Genomic DNA, 20,837 nt, shown 5'->3' with positions numbered 1-20,837 from the left:
ATTTGGGGGCGGAAATACTGGCATCGCGCCGGGCGAGGGTCTAACAAGCGCCCCGAAGCCGAACCACGCACGATAGGCGCAGGCGACGCATCAGGGAGGGAGCGCGACATGCAACAGCCGACCCCGGACAGGCTGGACCTGGCGGCCATGGTTGCCGATCTCAACAGCCTGCTGCGGCTGAAGACCACCGTGATCGGCATCAAGATGTTCGCCCGCGTCGAAGACATGGCAGCGGTGGAGAAGATCCGCCGGCCCAATGCGGTGCACACGACCGACCAGATCGTCAGCATGGCCGCGCGGCTCGGTTGGACCGTCGGTATCACCGGCGACGATCTGGTCGGCGCGCAGTGCCGCGCCGTGATCGGTCTCGGCCCGCAGGATGACAATTGGCTCAAGGGCGAGAACTATGTCGGCGTCTGGCATGGCACCGCCGAGGATGCGCGCAAGCGGCAGGAGGCGCTCGACGTGGTGCCGTTCGGCCGCTACCAGGCGATGGCGGTGAGCCCGCTCGCGAGCGGCCGGCTCGATCCGCCGGACATCTGCCTCGTCTACGCGACGCCGGGGCAGATGATCATCCTGATCAACGGCCTGCAATATGTCGGCTACAAGAAGTTCGAATGGGGCGTGGTCGGCGAGACCGCCTGCGCCGACTCCTGGGGCCGCGCATTGAAGACCGGCGAGCCGAGCCTGTCGCTGCCGTGTTTCGCCGAGCGCCGCTATGGCGGCGTGCCGGATGAAGAAATGTTGATGGCGCTGAAGCCGGCCGATCTCGCCAAGGCGATCGCCGGCATGAAACAGCTGGCCAGGAACGGCCTGCGCTATCCGATCGCGCCCTACGGCATCCAGAACGACGTGCGCGCCGGCATGGGCGTGTCTTATGGAAAGAAGTAGATGATCGTCATTGCGAGCAAAGCGACGCAATGGACTCTGGATTGCTTCGTCGCCGAGCCTGTCATCGGGCCGCGCTTTGCGCGGACCCGTTGGCTCCTCGCAATGACGGAGCAACCGTTATTCAGCTGATCTCCAAGGAACAAGCATGACCTCTTCCAAATTCGACCTCGTCGTCTACGGTGCCACCGGCTTCACGGGCAAGCTCGTCGCTGAATATCTCGCGACGCGCTATCGTGGCGACTCGTCGCTGCGCTGGGCGATGGCTGGCCGGAGCCTCGACAAGCTTGCGTCCGTGCGCGACGAGATCGGCGCGCCGGCTGACACGCCCTTGATCGTCGCGGATGCATCGAACCCTGAGTCACTGAAGGCCATGGTGGCGCAGACCCGGCTGGTGCTGACCACGGTCGGCCCGTATCAGTACTACGGCAACGAGCTCGTTGCCGCCTGCGCCGAAACCGGCACCGACTACATCGATCTCTGTGGCGAGCCGGTGTGGATGCGGCAGATGATCGACAAGCATCAGGCCGCCGCCGAGAAGAGCGGCGCCCGCATCGTGTTCTCCTGCGGCTTCGATTCCGTGCCGTTCGAGCTCGGCGTCTACTTCGTGCAGCAGCAGGCCCAGAAGGTACTCGGCGCCGCCGCGTCGCGCGTGAAGGGCCGCGTCCGTGGCATGAGCGGCACGCTGTCGGGCGGCACAGCGGCGAGCGCCAAGGCGACGTTCGATGCGGTCGCCAAGGATCTGAGCCTCGTGGCGATCCTGAAGGATTCGTTCGCGCTGACGCCGGGCTTCAAGGGGCCGAAGCAGCCGTCCGGCAACAAGCCGGCCTATGAGGAGGATCTGCAGTCCTGGACCGCGCCGTTCATGATGGCGCTGATCAACACCCGCAACGTGCATCGCTCCAACATGCTGATGGGTTTTCCCTACGGCCAGGACTTCGTCTACGACGAGATGGTGCTGACCGGCCCGGGCGAGAAGGGCGAGGCCATCGCCAAGAAGGTGATGGCGGCCAACGCCGAGAAGACCGGCCCGAGCGCGCCGAAGCCGGGCGAGGGGCCGTCGAAAGAGGAGCGCGAAAAGGGCTACTACAATCTGCTGTTTGTCGCCATCGCACCCGACGGCCGCCAGGTCCACGCCTCCGTGAAGGGCGACCGCGACCCCGGCTACGGCTCGACCTCCAAGATGATCAGCGAATGCGCCATCGGCCTGCTGCGTGACGGCGCCAGCGTGAAGGGCGGCTTCTGGACGCCGGGCGCAGCGCTGCGCGACAGCCTGATCAAGCGGCTGGTCGACAATGCCGGGCTGACGTTTGCGGTGGAGAGCTGAGACGCGACGGGCGCGCAACCGATCCGCATCCATTCGGGAGCACGAATGACGTCTGCGACATTCGACATCGTGGTCTATGGTGCGACCGGCTTCACCGGCCAGCTCGTCGCCGAGTACATCGCCACGCATGATCGCGGCGACTCCGAGCTGAGCTGGGCGATCGCCGGGCGCAGCCGCGAGAAGCTTGCCGCCGTCCGCGATGCGATCGGAGCGCCGGACGATTTGCCGTTGATCGTCGCCGATTCCAGCGATCCCGCCTCGATCCGCGCGATGGTCGATCAGGCGAAGCTCGTGCTCACGACGGTCGGGCCGTATCAGCTGTATGGGACCGACGTGCTCGCCGCCTGCGTGGCAACGGGCACCGACTATGTCGATCTCTGCGGCGAGCCGCTGTGGATGCATCAGATGATCAACAGCTATCAGGCCGACGCCGAGACGAGCGGCGCGCGCATCCTGTTTTCGTGCGGCTTCGATTCTGTGCCGTTCGAACTCGGCGTGCACTACGTGCAGCAGCTGGCCCGGCGCGTGCTCGGCGCCGCCGCGCCCCGCGTCAAGGGCCGCATTCGCAGCATGAGCGGCTCGTTGTCGGGCGGCACCGCTGCGAGTGCCAAGGCGACGGCGACCGCGTTGGCGCGCGATCTGAGCCTGGTCGCGGTCATGAAGGACCCGTTTGCGCTGACGCCTGGCTTCCGCGGACCGAAGCAGCCGCCGGCCAACCGGCCGCTCTACGAGGACGACCTGCAGTCCTGGGCCGCGCCGTTCGCGATGGCGCTCGTCAACACGCGCAACGTCCATCGTGCCAACATGCTGACCGGGTTTCCGTACGGCCAGGACTTCGTCTACGACGAGATGGTGCTGACCGGCGACGGCGAGCAGGGCCAGGCAAACGCCAGGCTGGTGATGGCAGCCAACGCCGAGAAGACCGGCCCGAATGCGCCCAAGGCCGGCGAGGGGCCGTCGAAGGAGATGCGCGAGAACGGCCATTTTGATCTACTGTATGTGGCGATCGCTCCCGACGGCCGGCGCGTTCGCGCGTCGGTGAAGGGCCGGGGCGATCCGGGCTACGGGCTCACGGCGAAGATGATCAGTGAATGCGCCATCGGCCTGCTGCGTGATGGCGCGGGCGTGAAGGGAGGCTTCTGGACGCCGGGCGCTGCGCTTGGCGACAGCCTGATCAAGCGGCTCGTCGACCATGCCGGGCTGACGTTTGCGGTGGAGGATTAGGAGGAGAGCGGGCCGATGTCGGCGGATCGGCCGGTTTCGATCTGGTGCAGGCGGTTGGCGGCGATCATGCCCCACATCGTGCCGAGCATCAGGAAGAAGTGCCGCCAGTGGTCGGTGTCGATGATGAAGCTTTCGCCGACGGTGCCGAGAAACGCCGAGAACACCGCGATGTAGGTGCGCTGCCATGGCGCGCGGACGAGCAGATAACGGAAGCCGAGAATGACGGTGGTGAAGACGAGCGCAGGATAGCAGATGCCGGACAGCCAGCCGCCCGACATGAAGGCGTTCAGATAGGAGTTGTGGGTGTCCTCGGGAAAGTAGTTGTGAAACTGCAGCGGCCCGATCCCGAACGGCAGGTCGAGCGCCATGTCGGCGCCGAGGATGTGCCGTCCGAACCGGCCAAAGCGTCCCTCGTCGTAGCTCTGGTCGAAACTCGCCCGCTGCTTGAACATGTCGGCGATGGAGTCGATGGAGAGCAGAACTCCGATCAGGACGACGCCAGCCACCGCGGCGGCGAGGGTCATGATGATGATGCGGGAGCGTTCGCGCGGCGACGTGCTGGTCAGGACCATCAGCGCCAGCATGAAGGCGGCGGTCAGCACCAGTCCGCCCCAGGCGGCGCGCGAGAAGGCGAGCAGGATGGCCAGCGACATGATGCCGAGCGCAAAGCTGGCGCGCAGCGTCGCGGCGAGGCGGGCGGTCACGACATTCTGCAGCGCGAGCAGCGCCGGCAGGATGAGGAACGCGCCGAGCACGTTCGGATCCTTGAAGGTGCCGCGCGCCCGTCCATACAGCGTGAGGAGGTCGTAGCCGCCGGGCACGAGATGGAAATAGCCGGCGACGCCGGCGAGACCGGCCAGGGCGCCGCCCAGCACCAGGCCGCGGCGAAGCATGTCGAGCCGCGCCTGCGTGTCCTCCGCGGTCAGCATGGCGAGAAAGATCGCCGTGAAGGCCATGTACCAGGAGGTCGCGATCCAGCTCGCGATCTTGGAATCGTCGAGCAGCGGAATGGCGCTGATCGTGTAGCCGAGATTGACCAGGAACAGCAGCAGCAGGAGGGGAAGAAAAACGGCGCGCAGCCGCATCCCGGTGGCGATGAACACCGCGGCCGAGGCCAGCGTCGCGAGCTCGTAGGGGCTGGGTTCGATGAAGACGATGGCGCCGGAGGCGCCGACCAGCCAGACGAGCGCGCGTTGCAGCGCCATCACGCCCGGAGGGGCGATCGGCTTCAACGCGAACTCGGCTGTCGCCGCGGTGGCCATCACGAACTCATACTCATACGCAGCGCGCGGCGGGACCGGCCAACCAGACAGACGAAGCGGGCTGGCGCCCGCTCCGGATCCCCGAACTCAATAGGCGTTCTCGCTCTTGGTCATCAGCGCCAGCGGCGTCCGGAGCAGGATGTAGAGGTCGAACAGCACGGACCAGTTCTCGATGTAGTAGAGGTCGAACTCGACGCGCTTCTGGATCTTCTCTTCGTTGTCGATCTCGCCGCGCCAGCCGTTGATCTGCGCCCACCCGGTGATGCCGGGCTTGACGCGGTGGCGGGCGAAGTAGCCGTCGACGGCCTCGTCGAACATCCGGTTCTGCAGCTTGCCCTGCACCGCATGCGGCCTGGGGCCGACGAGCGAGAGATTGGCCTTGAACACGACGTTGAACAGCTGCGGCAGCTCGTCGAGACTGGTCTTGCGAATGAAGCGGCCGACGCGGGTCACCCGCGGATCGTTCTTGGTGACGACCTTCGACGCCGTCGGATCGGCCTGATGATGATAGAGCGAGCGGAACTTGAAGACGTCGATGCGCTCATTGTTGAAGCCGAACCGCTTCTGTCGGAACAGCACCGGACCCGGGCTGTCGAGCTTGATCGCGAGCGCAACCAGCGCCATCACCGGCAGCGCGAGCAGCAGGATCAGGCCGCCGACGACACGGTCGAACAGCTGCTTCATCACCAGATCCCAGTCGGTGATCGGCGCCTCGAACACGTCGAGCGTCGGCACGGCGCCGAGGTAGGAATAGGAGCGGGGGCGGAAGCGGAGCTTGTTGGTATGGGCCGAGAGCCGGATGTCGACCGGCAGCACCCACAGCTTCTTGAGCATGTCGAGGATGCGGGTCTCCGCCGAAATCGGCAGCGCGAACAGCACGAGGTCGACGCGGGTGCGGCGGGCGAACTCGACGATGTCGTCGACCTTGCCGAGCTTCGGCGCGCCGGCGCAGGTCTCGAGCGCGCGGGAATCATTGCGGTCGTCGAACACGCCGAGAATCTCGATCTCGGAATCGTCCTGCTCCTTCAGCGCGCGTACCAGATCCTCGCCGCTCTGGTCGGCGCCGACGATGATGGTTCGTCGATCGAGGCGGCCCTGCCTGGCCCAGCTGCGGATCAGGCTGCGAAGCACGACGCGGCTTGCGATCAGCGCGCCGAGGCCGATGAAGAAGAAAGCCGCGAGCCACAGGCGGGACACTTCGCTGCCGATCTTGGCGAAGAACGACAGGCCGATGAACAGCAGGAACACGAAGCAGTAGGAAGAGATCATCCGGGTCATCTGCCGCACCTGGGCGCGGAAGACCTGGACCTGATAGATGTCGGCGGCCTGGAAGCAGATCACGGCGCTGACCGCCAAGCCGACGATGGCAACGAGGTACTCCCAATGGAAGCCGCTGAGCGGAACGACGTAGCCGAAATAGATGATGCTACCCACGATGCTCAGCAGCACGAAATCCGCGATGCGGACGACGCCGGCGAGGACGATCGGAGAGTAGGCGCGGTGAACCTTCTGATTGGCGACGGCGAGCGCCGCAGGCGACAAGCGGCGCCGCCGTTCAACGGCGGGCTGACCGGCCGTTGCGGTCGCGGTTGCTGCGGCAGCAGCATCCAACATCGAGCGAGCGTTGATCGGTTCCACAGTCGTACAAGCCCGGATTATGTTTGTTAGTATTCTTAGTCACGTAAGCGCCGATAGCGCCGGAGGAAATTCCCCACCGGCGTGATTAAATGGCAAATCGGAAGAAACGGTTAGCGATGATAAATGAGGTCAGGTCTTGGTAAATGCTTCGCGGTAGGCAGCGAGCACGCCCTCGACCATGGCCTTCTGCGAAAAATGCTGGAAAACCCGTTCGCGCAGCGCCTTGGCGCGAAGCTGCGCGGTAGCGGGATCATCGAGCGCGGCCGCGATCGCGTTGGCGAGGGCGTCGACGTTGCTCGGCGCGAACAGCGCCTCGCCGTGCGGCCCGAAGATCTCGGGGATCCCGCCGATCCGGGCTGCGATCATCGGAATTCCGGCAGCCCCGGCTTCGATGACGACGTAGGGCATGGAGTCGCCGCGCGAGGGGACGACGAGCAGGCGTCCCTTCGCAAAGCCCTCGCGGGCCTTCACGTGCCCGATGAAGCGGATGGAAGATGTCAGGCCAAGCCGCTCCACCTGCGCCTTCAGGCGCGCCATCTCTTCGCCGTCGCCGCCGAGCGTCAGCGTCAGCGTCCTGCCGGCGGCGCGCAACTGCGCGACCGCGTCGATCAGGAGATCGGCGCCCTTGATATGTCTGAACTCGCCGACGTAAGCGAGGTCGGTCTGGTCCGCGGCCGGCGTCACCGGATCGAATTCGCCTGCCGTCACGCCGTTGAACACGCATTGAACGAGGCCCTGCGGATGGCCGATCATGCGTTCGTAGGTGTCGCGGGCGAAGACGCTCTCGAACAGAAAGAGTTCGGTCCGGTTCATCAGCGCCCGCTCAAGGCGTCCATACAAAGTCCCTTTGAGCGTGTTACGCGGATAGTGCAGCGATCCACCGTGCGGTGTGTAGATCCGGATCGTGCCGGGCCGGTGCGGCAGCATGCGTACGAAGGCGCCGGCCTTGGCGCCATGGCCGTGCAGCACATCGGGGGCAAGCCTGCCGAAAATCGCATGGAAGCGGCGCAGCGCCAGGACGTCGGTGGGCCAAGGCTCGCGATGGATCGCAACGCGATGGACGCCAAGCGCCAGGCGCGGTGCGATCTGCGCAAGCGCCGCATCGGCGCGCGCGCCACCGGTCAGGCTGTCCGCGATGATCCCGACGTGATGTCCACGGTCGGCTTGGCCATTGGCGAGGTCGAGGATGTGCCGAAAGATGCCGCCGACAGGAGCGCGCACGGCGTGCAGGATTCTCAGCGGCTTGTTCGGCGACGAGGCCGCATCAAGACCGCTCGAATCTTCGGCCTGAGCGCGATTACGCCAACCGTCGTTGGGCGAACGAACCTGACGACTGGTCGAAAGAGGAAGCACGGGTGCCTCTCGTCACTGGGATCTCGTGTGGGTCTCATCTGGATAGATCGTTGATGGTTAACAAACGGCTCACATCCTGGTCCGCGGATCGGCTTCGGTGAATTATTGCGACGATCCGGCGTCGTCTTAACGATCGGTCGCTCAGTGATAACCCACAATCTGCCTGCTGATGATCAGGGATGTAGGCCGAATTAACCGGGCAGCAACCTTAATAGAGTGTGATCGTACCACGTATGGTGGCGGCGTGGCGTGTGTCTCGCGGGAGTGGATGATGCGGTTGGCGTTCTGGCGTGCTGACAGGAACGACAAGACGGCGCGGGTCGAGAAGGCTCCGGTCCGGGAGCCGGTGAGCACGCTGCAGGCAGCGGAGCCAACCGGCGTCGCCGGCGATCTTGACGTGCGCATGGTGGGACGTGCGCTCGCTCGCAAGCGCATCTTCATTCTGAGTGCGACTTTCCTTGCGCTGGCCTTGGCCGTCACCGCCGTCAACATGATCACGCCGCGCTACAAGTCCGAAGCGCGCATCCTGATCGACGGTCGTGAGAACGTGTTCCTGCGGCCGAGCAGCGAGCGCAACGAGGAGCGGACGGCGCTCGACCCCGAGGCGGTGGCCAGTCAAGTGCAATTGGTCCTGTCGCGCGATCTGGCGCGTGACGTCATCGCCCGGAACAAGCTTGCGGAGCTGCCGGAGTTCGATTCCGTGCTGCGCGGCGTATCGCCGCTGAAATCGGTCGCGGCCCTGCTCGGGCTGGTGAAGGACCCGTTGTCGATGACGCCGGAAGAGCGGGTCATGGACGCCTATTATGAGCGGCTGACGGTGTACGCCGTCGACAAGTCGCGCGTCCTCGTCGTCGAGTTCCAGTCGCAGAATCCTGCGCTTGCCGCGCAGATCGCCAATGCTATCGCGGACGGCTATCTGGTGCTGCAGCAGAATGCCCGTCAGGCTCAGGCCAAGTCGGCGAGCCAGTGGTTGTCGGGAGAGATTCAGAGCCTGCGCAAGAAGGTCGAGGAGGCGGAATCGCGGGTCGAGGAGTTCCGCGCCAAGTCGAACTCGTTCATGGGCACCAACAACACCTCGCTCTCCAACCAGCAGATGGGCGAGGTCAACACCCAGCTCAACAACGCGCGCGCCCTGAAGTCCGATGCGGAGACCAAGGCGCGGCTGATCCGCGAGATGCTGCAGAGCGGCCAGCCGATCGAGGCGTCCGAGGTGCTCAATTCCGAACTGATGCGGCGATTGTCTGAGCAGCGCGTGAACCTGCGGGCGCAGCTCGCCGAGCAGTCGTCGACGCTGCTCGACAATCACCCGCGCATCAAGGAGCTGAAGGCGCAGCTGGGCGATCTCGATCGCCAGATCCGTGACGAGGCCGGCAAGATTTCGCGCTCGCTCGACAGCGACGCGCGCATCGCCGAGGGGCGGGTGCAGATGCTCAGCCAGAGCCTCGATCAGGCCAAGAAGCAGGCGTCCTCGACCAACGGCGAGGACGTCAAGCTGCGCGCGCTCGAGCGCGAGGCGAAGGCGCAGCGTGACCTCTTGGAATCCTATCTCGCCAAATACCGCGAGGCGAACACCCGCGAGTCGCTCGACACGCCGCCGGCGGAAGGGCGGATCATCTCGCGGGCCGTGGTCTCCAACACGCCGGCCTATCCGAAGAAGCTGCCGGTCGTGCTGATCGCGACCTTGGCGACGCTGATGCTGACGTCGGGCGTCGTCATCACCGGCGAGTTGCTGCGCCTGACTGCACCGCGCGCGGTCTCGGCGCCGCCGGTCGCGCCGGTGGCCGTCGCAGCCCGGCCCGCGGCCCGCGTCGAGCCGACGATGGCTGCGCCCGCGCCGCCGCCGCCGTCCGTCCCCGCACCGGTGGTCGCCGAGCCCGTTGCAGCCCCACCGCCTGCGGCGGTTCATGTCGCTTCCCCCACACCGGTTTCCGCTGCCCCAGCGCCCGCCGCGGTGTCACCGCCGGTCGCGCCGGTCCCCGAGCCGGCGAAGCCCGTGCCGCCGCTCAACGAACTCGAGCAGCTTGCGGCTGGGCTGATCGCTGCAGGCGCGCGCGCCCACAAGGTCACCGTGCTCGGCACCGCCGGCGGCGAGACTGTCAGCAACGCGGCGCTGTCGATCGCCCGCGCCATGGCCGCACAGGCCCGCGTGGTGCTGGTCGACCTCGCCGGCAGCCCGCAACGGCTTTCCGGCATCTCCGTCGACCCGGCTGCGCCGGGCCTGATCGAATTGATGCTGGGCGAGGCGTCGTTCGCGTCCATCATCACCAAGGACCAGGCCTCGCGGCTGCATCTCGTCAATGCCGGGCGTCCCGGCGCCGATCGTCAGCAGCTGCAGTCGCCGCGGCTGGCGCTCGCGATCGACGCGCTGCTGCGCGTCTATGACCATGTGCTGCTCGACGCTGGCAATGCGTCGGACCTCCCGGCCGAGCTCCTGACGACGGGGGCGCGTGCGGTCGTCGTGCCCGATCCCGCGATGTCCGCCGACGCTCGCAGTCAGATGAGCGAGCAGCTGCGCGAGGTCGGTTTCGGCGCGGTCTACATGCTGAAAGCGCCGGTCGGCGGCGCGAACCGCAACCAGCCGGGACCGCGCGGCGTCGCCGCCTAGTCGTCGGTCTTTTCGTCACTCTTTGCGGCACTTGCGCGCGGCTGCAACACGCTGCGCAGCTGCTGGGCCAGCCGGAATAGCGCCGGGCTGTGCTTGACGGCGTGCTTGGCGCGCCCGGTCGCAGCCATTGCCGTCGCGGCCAGTCGGCCACGCGCATTGACCGGCACGAAGCTGTCGAAGATCGGCTCGTCGTCCTTGCAGAACATCCGCTTGTAGTCGTCCGAGCCGATGCCGAGATCGAGCGCGCGAAAATTTCCCCGCGCGTAGTAGTCGATGATCGAGCGCATCAGGATCAGCCCGGGGCTCCAGCGGGCATTTTCCGACAGCGTGTAGGTGTTGAACATCATCGAGAAGCGCGTGCCGTCGGCGACGCCCGCGAACAGCGCGATGATCTCGGCATCGCAGCGGAGCGCGTGGATCTCGATGACGCGACGGCCGCAGCCGAGCTTCGCCATGCATGCGTGCCGCACGAAGGCTTCGATGCCGGGCTCGGCGAACACGTTCGGCAGCTTCTGCTCGGCCATGCGCACCGGCTTCACGCGAAAGAACCAGTCGAGCAACTCGTCGATCTCGGCATCGCTGCTCGCGACCATGTAGCGATAGCCGGGCAGCGCCTGGAGCTTCTTTTCCTTGCTCTTCAGCCGCTTGCGAAACGAATTCGACAACAGCGCGGTGGGTGCCGCACCCGCGGGCATCGCGAGCACCGGGCAATCGTTCACCGATGGCTGATGCGGCCATTGCGCGAAGGGGTTGGCGAGATCGCGCCAGCGCGCAGGCTGCTGCGTCAATGCGAGCACATCGACGCCGCCATGGTCGCGCAAGGCCGCGAGCAGGGCGCCGAGATCGGACGCATCGGCGCGCGCGGCGAAGTCGCGGTCCATCAGCGGCATGTTGAAGGTGGTATGCTTGCCGCCCATGAAGGCGGCGACCTTGGCGCCGAACGCATGCCGCAAGCTCAAGGGCAGCAGCAGCAGCGGGCGCTGCTCGGCGTCACGCGCGACGACGATGAACGGGTCCGCATGCTCGCTGGCGCCGACGGCGCGCTGCCAGGCGCCGAGCAGGTCGAACCGCTGATAGGGCGTCGAGACATGATCGGGCGCTTCGAGCGCGCGCCAGACCGGTTCGGCGGCTGCGAGATCGGACACGATGTCGACGCGCGCGATTCCCGACGCCAGCTGCGGCGCGGGCGCCCGCGCCGTCCGGCTCTCGATCACGGCGGCCATGGTCATCGCGCAACCTGCGTTGGTGTGGGAATTTGTTGCTCTGGGCCGTCAGACCCTCGCAAAGAAGTCTCAACAAAGGGTAATGGCAATGACAGCGTCCCAAATCGGGAATATCACCAGAAAAACCTGTTCAAATCCGTCTCGGCCACGCGATCTTAAGGGCGTAATGATCTTGATTCGACGCGGCGGCGACGATGACGCGATCGCGCCACCCTCTGCCTCCATCAGATGGGCGCAGGTGGTCTCGTTTCAAGTCGAACGTGTCTGAAGGGGCGCGGCAATTGTCGTCGGACAACAGGTGGCTGCGCAGCGCGCGGCTGGAGCTGGCGTATTTCAGCGGCCGTACGCTGCTGGCGTCGCGGGCCAGGGCGGGCGCTGGCGCCATCCTGTGTTTCGAGCGGGTGCTGCCGCGCCGCAAGGGGGCGTTTCAGCCGCTCAAGCGCGCGGAGATCACACCCGCTTTCCTCGACAGGATCATCCGCGCCCTGAAGCGCTGGGGTTATGACATCGTCACACTCGACGAGGCCTGCAGCCGCGCCGTACGGCTGCCGGAAAGCGGGCGCTTTGCCTGCCTGACCTTCGATGGCGCTTCGAAGGACCTGATCACGCACGCTTATCCCGTCCTCGCCCGGCATGGCGTGCCGTTCACGGTCTATGTGCCCAGCGCGTTTCCGGATGGTCTCGGCGAAGCGTGGTGGCTCGGCCTGGAAGCGGTGATCGCCCGCGAGTCCCGCATCAGCCTGGTGATCGATCATCGCGAGCAGCGCTTCACCGTGTTCAAGCCGGCGGAAAAATACGAGCTGTTCGCCTATCTCGCGGGCTGGCTGAGCAAGCTTCCGCCGTCCGAGCTGTCGCTGGCGATCCGCGACCTCTGCTCGCGTCATTCGATCGACCTCGCTGCATTGACGCGCGGGGCCACAATGGATTGGGCCGACATCGCGCGCCTCGCCGCCGATCCGAACGTCACGATCGGCAGCGCCACCGTGCATCATCACCTGCTCGCCAATCTCAGGGATGCCGATGCCCAGCGCGAGATCGCGATGGGCAAGGCGGTGCTGGAGACGGCGCTACGCCGCCCGGTCCGGCACATGGCCTATCCGTTCGGCGATCGCGACGCGTTCCGCCGCAGCGACGTCGTGCTTGCCGAGCAGGCCGGGTTCGTCAGCGCGGCCTCGGCGATCCCTGGTGTCGTGCAGAGCGAGGGCCGCACCAACCTGCACATGCTGCCGCGCATCGCCTGGGACGGCCGCTCGCGCTCGCTGCGCGCGCTCAAGGTGCTGATGGCCGGCGTCACCCTGCCGCGCGAAAAATTGGTCTCGCAGCCCAGGCTCGACCTCGGCTGATCAGCCCTGCTGCCGCTCCGGATCGGGGCGCAGCATCCAGCTGACGATCGGCATCGCCGGCAACACCCAGCCCATCCCGACGACGACGTAATACACCGCCTGCATCCAGCCGGAATTGGCGATCAGGGGAAATTGCGCCATCACCATGCCCATCATCGACCAGACGAAGGCGAGTAGGAGCAGCGCGACGGCGCCGATGAGCTTTCGGGTGCGGATGGTCATGACGGATTTGTCAGCTCTGGCTGGGCGTGCAGCGGCTTGCGCGCGATTTCGCTGAGATTATAAGGGCCGGAACGCCCCAGTTCAATCGAGCCCTGAAGCTTCATGACCCCGGTTCCCCGCACCCGAGATCTCTCCGCGATCCGCATCTGGCTGATGGTGGTCGCCGGTCTGATCGCGCTGATGGTGCTGGTCGGCGGCGCGACGAGGCTGACCGAATCCGGCCTCTCGATCGTCGAGTGGAAGCCGATCACCGGCACGCTGCCGCCGCTGTCCGAACAGGCCTGGAACGACGCGTTCGAGGCCTACAAGACCATTCCGCAGTACCGGCAGATGAATGCCGGCATGACCCTGCACGAGTTCAAGACGATCTTCTGGTGGGAATGGAGCCACCGGCTGCTCGGCCGCGTCATCGGCATGGTCTACCTGCTGCCGTTCCTGTGGTTCCTGTGGCGCGGCGCCGTGTCGGGGCCGCTCGGCCGGCGGCTGTGGCTGATCTTCGGGCTCGGTGCGCTGCAGGGCGCGGTCGGCTGGTGGATGGTGGCCTCGGGCCTGACCGAGCGCACCGAGGTGGCGCCGGTGCGGCTGGCGACGCATCTGTCGCTGGCGCTGCTGATCTATGCCGCCACCGTCTGGACGTTGCGGCGGCTCAGGCCGAGCGAGGAGGGCGAGGCGCCGGCGCGGTTGCGGCTGACGGCCTGGGTGCTGGTCGGCGTCACCTTCGTGCAGCTCTATCTCGGCGCGCTAGTCGCGGGCTTGCGTGCCGGCCTCGTCTACAACACCTGGCCCGATATCGACGGCGGTCTGATCCCGAAGGCGGCCAGCCTGTGGATGCAGTCGCCGTGGTGGATCAATCTGTTCGAGAACGATCTGACGGTGCAGTTCATGCATCGCATGACCGCCTACACACTGTTCGTGCTGGCCGCCTGGCACGCCTTCGACGTGATGCGGGCGGGTAGCGGCCGCGCCGTCGTGCGCGGCGCGCATCGGCTGCTCGCAGCGATCCTGGTGCAGGCGGTGCTGGGCATCGCGACGCTCTTGATGGTGGTGCCGATCTCGCTGGCGCTGCTGCACCAGGGCACGGCGATCCTCGTGCTGACGTTTGCCGTACTGCAGGCCGAGCGGCTGTCGCCGCGCCGCGCCGCGATAGTCGCGGTGCCGCAAGCCGCGGTGGCCGCGGGGTAGGGCGTTTTTCGCGCGCACTGTCGCAACGACCTCCGCTGTCATTCCGGGGCGTCCGCAGGGCGAGCCCGGAATCCATCGCGCATTAGATTCCGTGGGCAAATGGATTCCGGGCTCGTGCTGCGCACGCCCCGGAATGACGCGTGGACAGATCCGGGCAAGCCATCGCACGTTCGCGTGCAGGACCGTGAAGACACGCCCCCTCATCCTCGCGCGCCGTTTGCGCCGAGCTATGCCGATCGTCTCACCCTCGAAACACGCGAGGGCGCAGGGAAGGCCGGATGCCTGGCCGGCACCCATGGCCCGCGTGCAACAAAAAAAGCACGCGGCGGTCACCACAGGTACGGCCGAGAACACCCGGCCTTCCCCGCGCGATGGTTTTAACGCTTATACGCGATCTCCCCGGGGACCGGCTGTCTTGCCCCCGTCACCTCGCGCGGCGCTGAAAGCACCGACATGAGACTTGGCGCCAGCATCGGGGCGCCAGGACCACGCGATTTCGCCGTCCGTGACCAGCCGCTCGTCCGCGCAAACTCTCGTCCACGCACAGCCCGCCACGTCCACCGCAATCCCGCCCCACGCAACTGGACGATCCGGAAGCGCCCCTCGGCTGGACAGGAACATAACAAGAACATAAGCTGAGTTGGGTGGCGAAGCAATACTTTTATTGGCCGGCTTTTCGGTGTTCATTTTTGGTAACGTATAGGGTACCATGATCGAGATCCAAGAATATCTCGACGAGCATGGCGTCAGTCCTTTTCGCCGGTGGTTTGATGCTCTCGATGCGCGAACTGCTGCCGTCGTGACGATCGCGATTGGTCGCGTTGCCGATGGCAACACATCCAACGTGAAGCCGATCGGAGAAGGCGCTGCCGAGCTTCGCATCGATCGAGGGCCGGGTTATCGGGTGATGTCGGATGGCGGGGCAGAACGCTCGTGATCCTGTTGGGCGGAGGCACCAAACAGCGGCAACAGGTCGATATCGAAGCCGCGCTGAGACGATGGCGGGACTACAAGGCGCGCAGCTGACAGGAGCCGGAGATGGCTTTGACGAGAGATTTCCAAGAGACGGTTAGAGCGCGCGCAGAACGCGATCCGGTTTTTCGCGAGGCGATGTTCCAGGAGGCCGTGAGCGCTCTGCTGCGCGGAGAGGTCGACGATGGGCGCGCCGGCCTGCGTGCCTATATCAACGCAACGATCGGCTTCGACTCGTTGAGCAAGGCGCTCGGTCGGCCGCCGAAGAGCCTGATGCGCATGTTTGGTCCCGCAGGCAATCCTACGGCCGAGAACCTTCTCGGAGTGATCAATGTACTACAAGCCGAAACGGGCGTGCAGCTCGAAGTGCGCGCTGTCGCAGCGGCGTGAAGGAGCTTCAGTGCTGGCCAAAGAAGTACCAGGCAGCGACCAGCACGGACCACCCCCCAAAGCCCGCCAGGAAGTAGGCGAGCGATTGATAGTCTGCGATGACGAGAGCATCGGCTTCATCATAGCCCAGCCTGTCCATCCAGATTGTCTTTGCTCGCCTTTCAAGGCCGGTCAGTGAAACTGTCCGCCAGAACCAGAAGGTCGCGCCGCTCTTCCAAGTGGAAACCCGTTTCCTGGCCATCGTCGCGCAACTGTGGAAGGAAGCGCAGACAATGCTCAGCACCGCGAGCGGAATCACGACGGATTGCAGTGTCGGCGACATGGCGGTCTCGCGCGCCCCATCCGATCTAGTCGCGGGCAGTCGAGCGATATCGTGCCCTGGAAGCAAGGGGTGCACAAGCGGTATGAGCCGAATTGTCTTGTGATCAGCGCCGCCAGCGCGCGTTCAAAGCTAGTTCGGGGCCCTCAGCAATACCCCGTCACGCCACAAGCATAGGGCAGGCGGAAAATGTAGCTCGTGGTGCCTTCGCCGCCGTAGTAGGCGCCTTGATAGTCGTAGGAGAAGGCGCGGCCGTAGTAGCCGGGCAGGTCCTGGCGTCCCAGCAGAATGGGCGTCGAGGGCAGCATCGGGGAGATCAGCGAGTCCGGGTCCTTGACGACCGCGACTGCCGGAGGCAGTGCCTTCACGGCACGGCGGGCTTTGTAGTGGACGACCTTGTCGTGCAGGGCGGGCAGGTCGGCTGCGAGCACGACGCCGTTTGCCGCGGTCGCCGCCAGCAGCATCATGATCACCATCATTCGCATTCTGCTCTCCTCGACGTCTGTTCGGGCGGCGTGCGCACGCTTCGCCAACCATTGCGTCGACGGCTGCGTTCGCGCCTGATTCCCGAAGGCGATTCCATGGGCGGCAGGATGGGCCGCTTATGGTTAACGAAAACCTTCCAGCCGTGGCCCGGAGGCCACCATCATCCGTAGAAGGACGGGTTTTTTCAGCTTTTGTTAAGTTGTGCTGGTGCAAGCTTACAGCCGCCGGCGATTTTGAAGGCCGGCCTGACGCAGCGCCGAAGCTGCGTCGGAGGGGGCAAATCTCTGCTGCATTTCAGCAGAGTCTCAGACCAGAAGGGTTCGAGCATGTCGGTCATTGGGGTTTCCGCGTCGGCGCGCCAACAATTGCTGTCACGAACCGGCAAGTCGGACCCTGATCACACTGATATCGACGAGGATATCGCCTGCTTGCAGGCCATCGCGGTGCGGTGGCGGATGGCCGCGTCGGCGCAGGCGCTGACGGGCGACGCCTGTGAGGACGTGCTGCACCTGATGACATGACGATGACGGGTTAACGAGGGCGCGGTCCGAGAAGCCGGCAACGGCCCGACCGTGGGACGAAGGAGAGCGCGGAAGCCCAGCGGGCCGCCCGCGCTCTCTTTGTTTTTGGGGAAGCTCGTTGTCAGGGCGTTGTGTGAGTTGCTCGTCATGCCTGGGCTTGACCCGGCATCCACGCCTTTGGCACCGCGGCGAAGACGTGGATGGCCGGGTCAAGCCCGGCCATGACGTGGAGAGAGAGACGCCTCTCGATCTGCCGGACCTGCGGCGCGATCGGCAGGACGGTCTCGCGCCTACGTCCCCAGCGCCTGCTCGAGGTCGGCGATCAAATCTTCCTTGTCCTCGATGCCGACGGAGATGCGGACGATATCCGGGCCGGCGCCGGCCTTCACCTTCGCGGCGTCGTCGAGCTGGCTGTGGGTGGTCGAGGCCGGATGGATCACCAGCGAGCGGGTGTCGCCGACATTGGCGAGGTGCGAGAACAGCTTCAGGTTCGACACCAGCTTGACGCCGGCGTCATAGCCGCCCTTCAGCGAGAAGGTGAACACCGCGCCGGCGCCCTTCGGGCAGTATTTGCGGGCCAGTGTGTGATACTTGTCCTCGGGCAGGCCGGCATAGTTCACCGATGCGACGGCGGGATGCTTGCTGAGATATTCCGCGACGGCCTTGGCATTGTCGCTGTGCTTCTGCACGCGCAGCGGCAGGGTCTCGATGCCGGTCAGGATCATGAAGGCATTGAACGGCGACAGCGCAGGTCCGAGGTCGCGCAGGCCGAGCACGCGGCAGGCGATCGCGAAGGCGAAATTGCCGAACGTCTCGTGCAGGCGAATGCCGTGATATTCGGGGCGCGGCTGCGTCAGCATCGGGTATTTGTCGCCGCTGCCGGCCCAGTCGAACGTGCCGGCATCGACGATGATGCCGCCGATCGAGTTGCCATGGCCGCCGAGGAACTTGGTCAGCGAGTGCAGCACGATGTCGGCGCCGTGGTCGATCGGGCGGATCAGATAGGGCGAGGCCAGGGTGTTGTCGACGATCAGCGGCACGCCGGCCTTGCGCGCGACCTGCGCGATCGCCTCGATGTCGGTGACGGTGCCGCCGGGATTGGCGATCGACTCGATGAAGATCGCCTTGGTGCGCGGAGAGACCGCAGCCTCGAAGCTCGCGACGTCATCGGTGTCGGCCCACACCACGTTCCAGCCGAAGCTCTTGAACGAGTGGGTGAACTGGTTGATCGAGCCGCCATACAGTTTTCGCGCGGCGATGAACTCGTCGCCGGGGGAGAGCAACTGCTGCAAGGCCACGACCTGCGCAGCATGGCCCGAGGCCACGGCGAGCGCTGCGGTGCCGCCCTCGAGCGCGGCGACCCGCTCCTCGAGCACGGCGTTGGTCGGGTTGCCGATGCGGGTGTAGATGTTGCCGAACGCCTGCAGCCCGAACAGCGAGGCGGCGTGGTCGGCATCGTTGAAGACGAACGATGTCGTCTGATAGATCGGCGTCGCCCGCGCGCCCGTGGTCGGGTCGGGCTGGGCGCCGGCGTGAATGGCGAGGGTGGCAAATCCCGGGGCACGATCGGTCATGGTGTTTCCTCTTGGGCTAGATCCCTCCGCGGCGCCGGCGGGCGCAGGGATCGATGATGGGAGACGGTGTCGATAGCGCGCTTTCTTTTGCGCCTCCGCGTCATCCCGGCGGACGACATTTGCCAGCGGCCATGGTGGCGTCAAGGTGGGCGGCGGCAATCGCCTCGAATTGAAATGCGTTGCTGTGTCGCGCCACCGTCGCGACACGATCCTTTCGCAGATGCGTCAGGCGGGATCGCTTCTGTCCTTCGCGGCGCGGTCGGCCGCCGCCGTGGTACCGCCGCCGACGCTGGTGCGGTTGAGCGACAGCCGCATGCCCTGGGTCGGGATCGGCGCGCGCTTGGCGCTGATGGTGCGGGAGTTGACGCCCATCCAGGAGATCTCCGACGACAGCCGGCCGTATTCGATCTTGGGGCAGCGGTTCATGACGACCTTCATGCCGGCGGCCTCGGCCTTTTCCGCCGCGGCGTCGTCGCGGGCGCCGAGCTGCATCCAGATCACCTTCGGCAATGGCGATAGCTTCAGCGCCTCGTCGACCACGGGCATGATGTGCTGCGAGCTTCTGAAAATGTCGACCATGTCGAGCGGACGGCCGATGTCGGCGAGCGAGGCGACGAAGGGGCGGCCCATCAGGCTCTTGCCGACATGGCCGGGGTTCACCGGGATCATGTCGTAGCCGCGCTGCACCAGGTATTTGAAGGCGAAGAAGCTCGGCCGGATCTCGGACGGCGAGGCGCCGACCATCGCGATCACCTTCACGCCGTTGAGGATGCCGCGGATGTAGTCGTCGGGATAGGTGTCGTGATTCATAATCGGTGCAATCTGTTAGTTATCGTCATTCCGGGGCGTGCGTAGCACGAGCTATGATGCGCAATTGCGCATCATAGCTCGCCCTCCGGGCGCCCCGGAATGACGGAGGAGAGAGCGGAGAGCGGTTACTCATCCCGCCACGTCGGTTCACGCTTCTCGATGAAGGCGCCGATGCCTTCTTCCGCGTCGCGGGCGAGCATGTTTTCGGTCATCACCTCTGCCGCATAACGATAGGCGTCGGCAAGGCTCATCTCGGCCTGGCGGTAGAACGCCTCCTTGCCGAGCTTGATCGTATGCGCGGATTTGCGAGCGACCTGTTGTGCCAGCGCAATCGCCGCGTCACGTTCGGTTCCGGCGGCGACCACGCGATTGATCAGCCCCATCTCTCGCGCGCGCGTCGCCGGCACCGGCTCGCCCGTCAGCAGCATCTCCATGGCCTGCTTGCGGCTGACGTTGCGCGTCAGCGCCACCATCGGCGTCGAGCAGAACAGGCCGATGTCGACGCCCGGCGTGGCGAAGGCAGCGCGCTCGGAGGCGACCGCAAGATCGCAGCTCGCGACCAGCTGGCAGCCGGCGGCGGTGGCGATGCCCTGGACGGACGCGACGACCGGCTTCGGCAGCTGCACGATGGCCTGCATCATAGCACTGCAGGCGTGCATCAGTCTGGCGAAGAAGGCGCGGCCGCGATCGGCGTCGGCGCGATGCGCGGTGAGCTCCTTCAGGTCGTGGCCGGCGCAGAACGCGGGGCCATTCGCTGCGATGACCACGGCCCGCACCGCCTTGTCGGCGCTGATTTCTGCGAGCGCGTGGTGCAGCTCGGCGATCAGCGCCTCCGACAGGCTGTTGCGCTGCGCCGGCCGGTTCAGCGTCAGAACGGCGACGGGGCCGGCCATCTCGCGCAACAAGATCGGCGCGTCGGTCGCGTTGGCGAGAGCAGGGGCGGACATTGCGATTTCCATATGGGCGCGTGTTGGCGGCTAATGTAACAGAAGGCAACGAGACAGAGCAGGGGGAGACATGACGGCGGCGAAGATGACCATTGCGGAACTCGAAGCGTTCCTGCACGCGGAATTTCCGCAGGCGTTCCGCACCGGCGGCGACATTTCGATCGAGAGCGCCGATGGCAAGAGCTGCCGGATGCGCCAGCGCTTCAGCGAGCGCATGCTGCGCCCCGGCGGCACCGTGTCCGGGCCGACCCTGATGGCGCTGGCCGATTTCGCGATGTACGTCGTGCTGCTGTCGGCGATCGGCCCGGTCGGGCTCGCGGTGACCACGAATCTCAACATCAACTTCCTGCGCAAGGGCGCAGCCGGCGCCGACGTGCTGGCGGAGGCCAAGCTGCTCAAGCTCGGCAAGCGGCTCGCGGTCGGCGAAGTCACTCTGTTGTCAGGGGAATCGCCCGATCCCATCGCCCACGTCACGGCCACCTATTCCATTCCGAATGCGTAGGGTTTTCGAGGGTATTATTGCACCTTATTTATAAGTATTTGTTTTTACT

General features: G+C 65.7%; 20 protein-coding genes. 10 read left to right on the top strand and 10 right to left on the bottom strand.

What is annotated here, in order from left to right; genetic code table 11:
* The first annotated feature begins 108 nt into the window (after positions 1-108).
* From ACQR1I_RS16375 to ACQR1I_RS16365, 3 genes are all read left to right on the top strand, one after another.
* Positions 109-891, top strand: a complete 783-nt coding sequence (locus ACQR1I_RS16375; protein ID WP_434866919.1) for a DUF169 domain-containing protein — start codon at positions 109-111, stop codon at positions 889-891.
* Between the two features lie 145 nt (positions 892-1,036).
* Positions 1,037-2,215 carry a saccharopine dehydrogenase family protein gene (locus ACQR1I_RS16370; RefSeq protein ID WP_434866920.1) on the top strand — a complete coding sequence of 393 codons (1,179 nt, stop codon included), beginning with the start codon at positions 1,037-1,039 and terminating at the stop codon, positions 2,213-2,215.
* Between the two features lie 45 nt (positions 2,216-2,260).
* The gene (locus ACQR1I_RS16365) at positions 2,261-3,439 is read left to right on the top strand and encodes a saccharopine dehydrogenase family protein (protein ID WP_434866921.1); all 1,179 of its coding nucleotides are present in this window, start codon (positions 2,261-2,263) and stop codon (positions 3,437-3,439) included.
* Here the strand turns inward: ACQR1I_RS16365 and ACQR1I_RS16360 are convergent.
* From ACQR1I_RS16360 to ACQR1I_RS16350, 3 genes are all read right to left on the bottom strand, one after another.
* Positions 3,436-4,701: an O-antigen ligase family protein gene (locus ACQR1I_RS16360; protein ID WP_434866922.1), complete on the bottom strand. Its 1,266-nt coding sequence runs from the start codon at positions 4,699-4,701 to the stop codon at positions 3,436-3,438. The two genes, ACQR1I_RS16365 and ACQR1I_RS16360, sit on opposite strands and share 4 nt — an antisense overlap.
* A gap of 87 nt (positions 4,702-4,788) precedes the next feature.
* Positions 4,789-6,315 carry an undecaprenyl-phosphate glucose phosphotransferase gene (locus ACQR1I_RS16355; protein ID WP_434866923.1) on the bottom strand — a complete coding sequence of 509 codons (1,527 nt, stop codon included), beginning with the start codon at positions 6,313-6,315 and terminating at the stop codon, positions 4,789-4,791.
* 153 nt (positions 6,316-6,468) lie between these two features.
* Entirely contained in the window at positions 6,469-7,560 is a 1,092-nt protein-coding gene (locus tag ACQR1I_RS16350; RefSeq protein ID WP_434866924.1) for a glycosyltransferase family 4 protein, read from the bottom strand.
* Between the two features lie 403 nt (positions 7,561-7,963).
* On the opposite strand from ACQR1I_RS16350, the gene ACQR1I_RS16345 reads away from it, so the two are divergent.
* Positions 7,964-10,297 carry a GumC family protein gene (locus ACQR1I_RS16345; protein WP_434867421.1) on the top strand — a complete coding sequence of 778 codons (2,334 nt, stop codon included), beginning with the start codon at positions 7,964-7,966 and terminating at the stop codon, positions 10,295-10,297.
* On the opposite strand, the gene ACQR1I_RS16340 is transcribed toward ACQR1I_RS16345, so the two are convergent.
* On the bottom strand, positions 10,294-11,526 hold the full coding sequence (locus ACQR1I_RS16340) for a GNAT family N-acetyltransferase (protein WP_434866925.1): 1,233 nt from the start codon (positions 11,524-11,526) through the stop codon (positions 10,294-10,296). The two genes, ACQR1I_RS16345 and ACQR1I_RS16340, sit on opposite strands and share 4 nt — an antisense overlap.
* 275 nt (positions 11,527-11,801) lie before the next feature.
* Here ACQR1I_RS16340 and ACQR1I_RS16335 point away from each other — a divergent pair, with 275 nt between their 5' ends.
* Positions 11,802-12,863, top strand: a complete 1,062-nt coding sequence (locus tag ACQR1I_RS16335; RefSeq protein ID WP_434867422.1) for a polysaccharide deacetylase family protein — start codon at positions 11,802-11,804, stop codon at positions 12,861-12,863.
* On the opposite strand, the gene ACQR1I_RS16330 is transcribed toward ACQR1I_RS16335, so the two are convergent.
* On the bottom strand, positions 12,864-13,085 hold the full coding sequence (locus tag ACQR1I_RS16330; RefSeq protein ID WP_434866926.1) for a DUF2842 domain-containing protein: 222 nt from the start codon (positions 13,083-13,085) through the stop codon (positions 12,864-12,866).
* 102 nt (positions 13,086-13,187) lie between these two features.
* Here ACQR1I_RS16330 and ACQR1I_RS16325 point away from each other — a divergent pair, with 102 nt between their 5' ends.
* From ACQR1I_RS16325 to ACQR1I_RS16315, 3 genes are all read left to right on the top strand, one after another.
* Positions 13,188-14,267, top strand: coding sequence for a COX15/CtaA family protein (locus ACQR1I_RS16325; protein WP_434866927.1), 1,080 nt, complete (start codon positions 13,188-13,190; stop codon positions 14,265-14,267).
* A gap of 709 nt (positions 14,268-14,976) precedes the next feature.
* The gene (locus tag ACQR1I_RS16320; RefSeq protein ID WP_434866928.1) at positions 14,977-15,204 is read left to right on the top strand and encodes a type II toxin-antitoxin system RelE/ParE family toxin; all 228 of its coding nucleotides are present in this window, start codon (positions 14,977-14,979) and stop codon (positions 15,202-15,204) included.
* A 101-nt stretch (positions 15,205-15,305) separates the two neighbouring features.
* Positions 15,306-15,629 carry a transcriptional regulator gene (locus ACQR1I_RS16315; protein ID WP_434866929.1) on the top strand — a complete coding sequence of 108 codons (324 nt, stop codon included), beginning with the start codon at positions 15,306-15,308 and terminating at the stop codon, positions 15,627-15,629.
* A 7-nt stretch (positions 15,630-15,636) separates the two neighbouring features.
* Here the strand turns inward: ACQR1I_RS16315 and ACQR1I_RS16310 are convergent, their stop codons facing one another.
* Both ACQR1I_RS16310 and ACQR1I_RS16305 read right to left on the bottom strand, forming a co-directional pair.
* On the bottom strand, positions 15,637-15,951 hold the full coding sequence (locus ACQR1I_RS16310; protein ID WP_434866930.1) for a hypothetical protein: 315 nt from the start codon (positions 15,949-15,951) through the stop codon (positions 15,637-15,639).
* A gap of 143 nt (positions 15,952-16,094) precedes the next feature.
* Positions 16,095-16,433 carry a hypothetical protein gene (locus ACQR1I_RS16305; protein WP_434866931.1) on the bottom strand — a complete coding sequence of 113 codons (339 nt, stop codon included), beginning with the start codon at positions 16,431-16,433 and terminating at the stop codon, positions 16,095-16,097.
* Between the two features lie 327 nt (positions 16,434-16,760).
* On the opposite strand from ACQR1I_RS16305, the gene ACQR1I_RS16300 reads away from it, so the two are divergent.
* A complete protein-coding gene (locus tag ACQR1I_RS16300) occupies positions 16,761-16,955 on the top strand; it encodes a hypothetical protein (protein WP_434866932.1) in 195 nt (64 codons plus the stop codon).
* Between the two features lie 290 nt (positions 16,956-17,245).
* On the opposite strand, the gene ACQR1I_RS16295 is transcribed toward ACQR1I_RS16300, so the two are convergent.
* The 3 genes from ACQR1I_RS16295 to ACQR1I_RS16285 all read right to left on the bottom strand — a co-directional run bounded on the left by ACQR1I_RS16295 (position 17,246) and on the right by ACQR1I_RS16285 (position 20,286).
* Positions 17,246-18,529 carry an O-acetylhomoserine aminocarboxypropyltransferase gene (locus ACQR1I_RS16295; protein ID WP_434866933.1) on the bottom strand — a complete coding sequence of 428 codons (1,284 nt, stop codon included), beginning with the start codon at positions 18,527-18,529 and terminating at the stop codon, positions 17,246-17,248.
* A 225-nt stretch (positions 18,530-18,754) separates the two neighbouring features.
* Positions 18,755-19,339, bottom strand: a complete 585-nt coding sequence (locus tag ACQR1I_RS16290; protein WP_434866934.1) for a CoA-binding protein — start codon at positions 19,337-19,339, stop codon at positions 18,755-18,757.
* Between the two features lie 125 nt (positions 19,340-19,464).
* A complete protein-coding gene (locus ACQR1I_RS16285; RefSeq protein ID WP_434866935.1) occupies positions 19,465-20,286 on the bottom strand; it encodes an enoyl-CoA hydratase in 822 nt (273 codons plus the stop codon).
* A 70-nt stretch (positions 20,287-20,356) separates the two neighbouring features.
* Here ACQR1I_RS16285 and ACQR1I_RS16280 point away from each other — a divergent pair, with 70 nt between their 5' ends.
* Positions 20,357-20,788 (top strand): PaaI family thioesterase, encoded by a 432-nt coding sequence (locus tag ACQR1I_RS16280; RefSeq protein ID WP_434866936.1) that lies wholly within the window; start codon positions 20,357-20,359, stop codon positions 20,786-20,788.
* Positions 20,789-20,837 lie beyond the last annotated feature (49 nt).

Origin of the sequence: Bradyrhizobium sp. HKCCYLS2038 (assembly GCF_051167655.1) — a bacterium.
In the GTDB taxonomy this organism is placed as follows: Bacteria; Pseudomonadota; Alphaproteobacteria; order Rhizobiales; family Xanthobacteraceae; genus Bradyrhizobium.
This window is presented reverse-complemented; position numbering and strand designations above follow the sequence as displayed.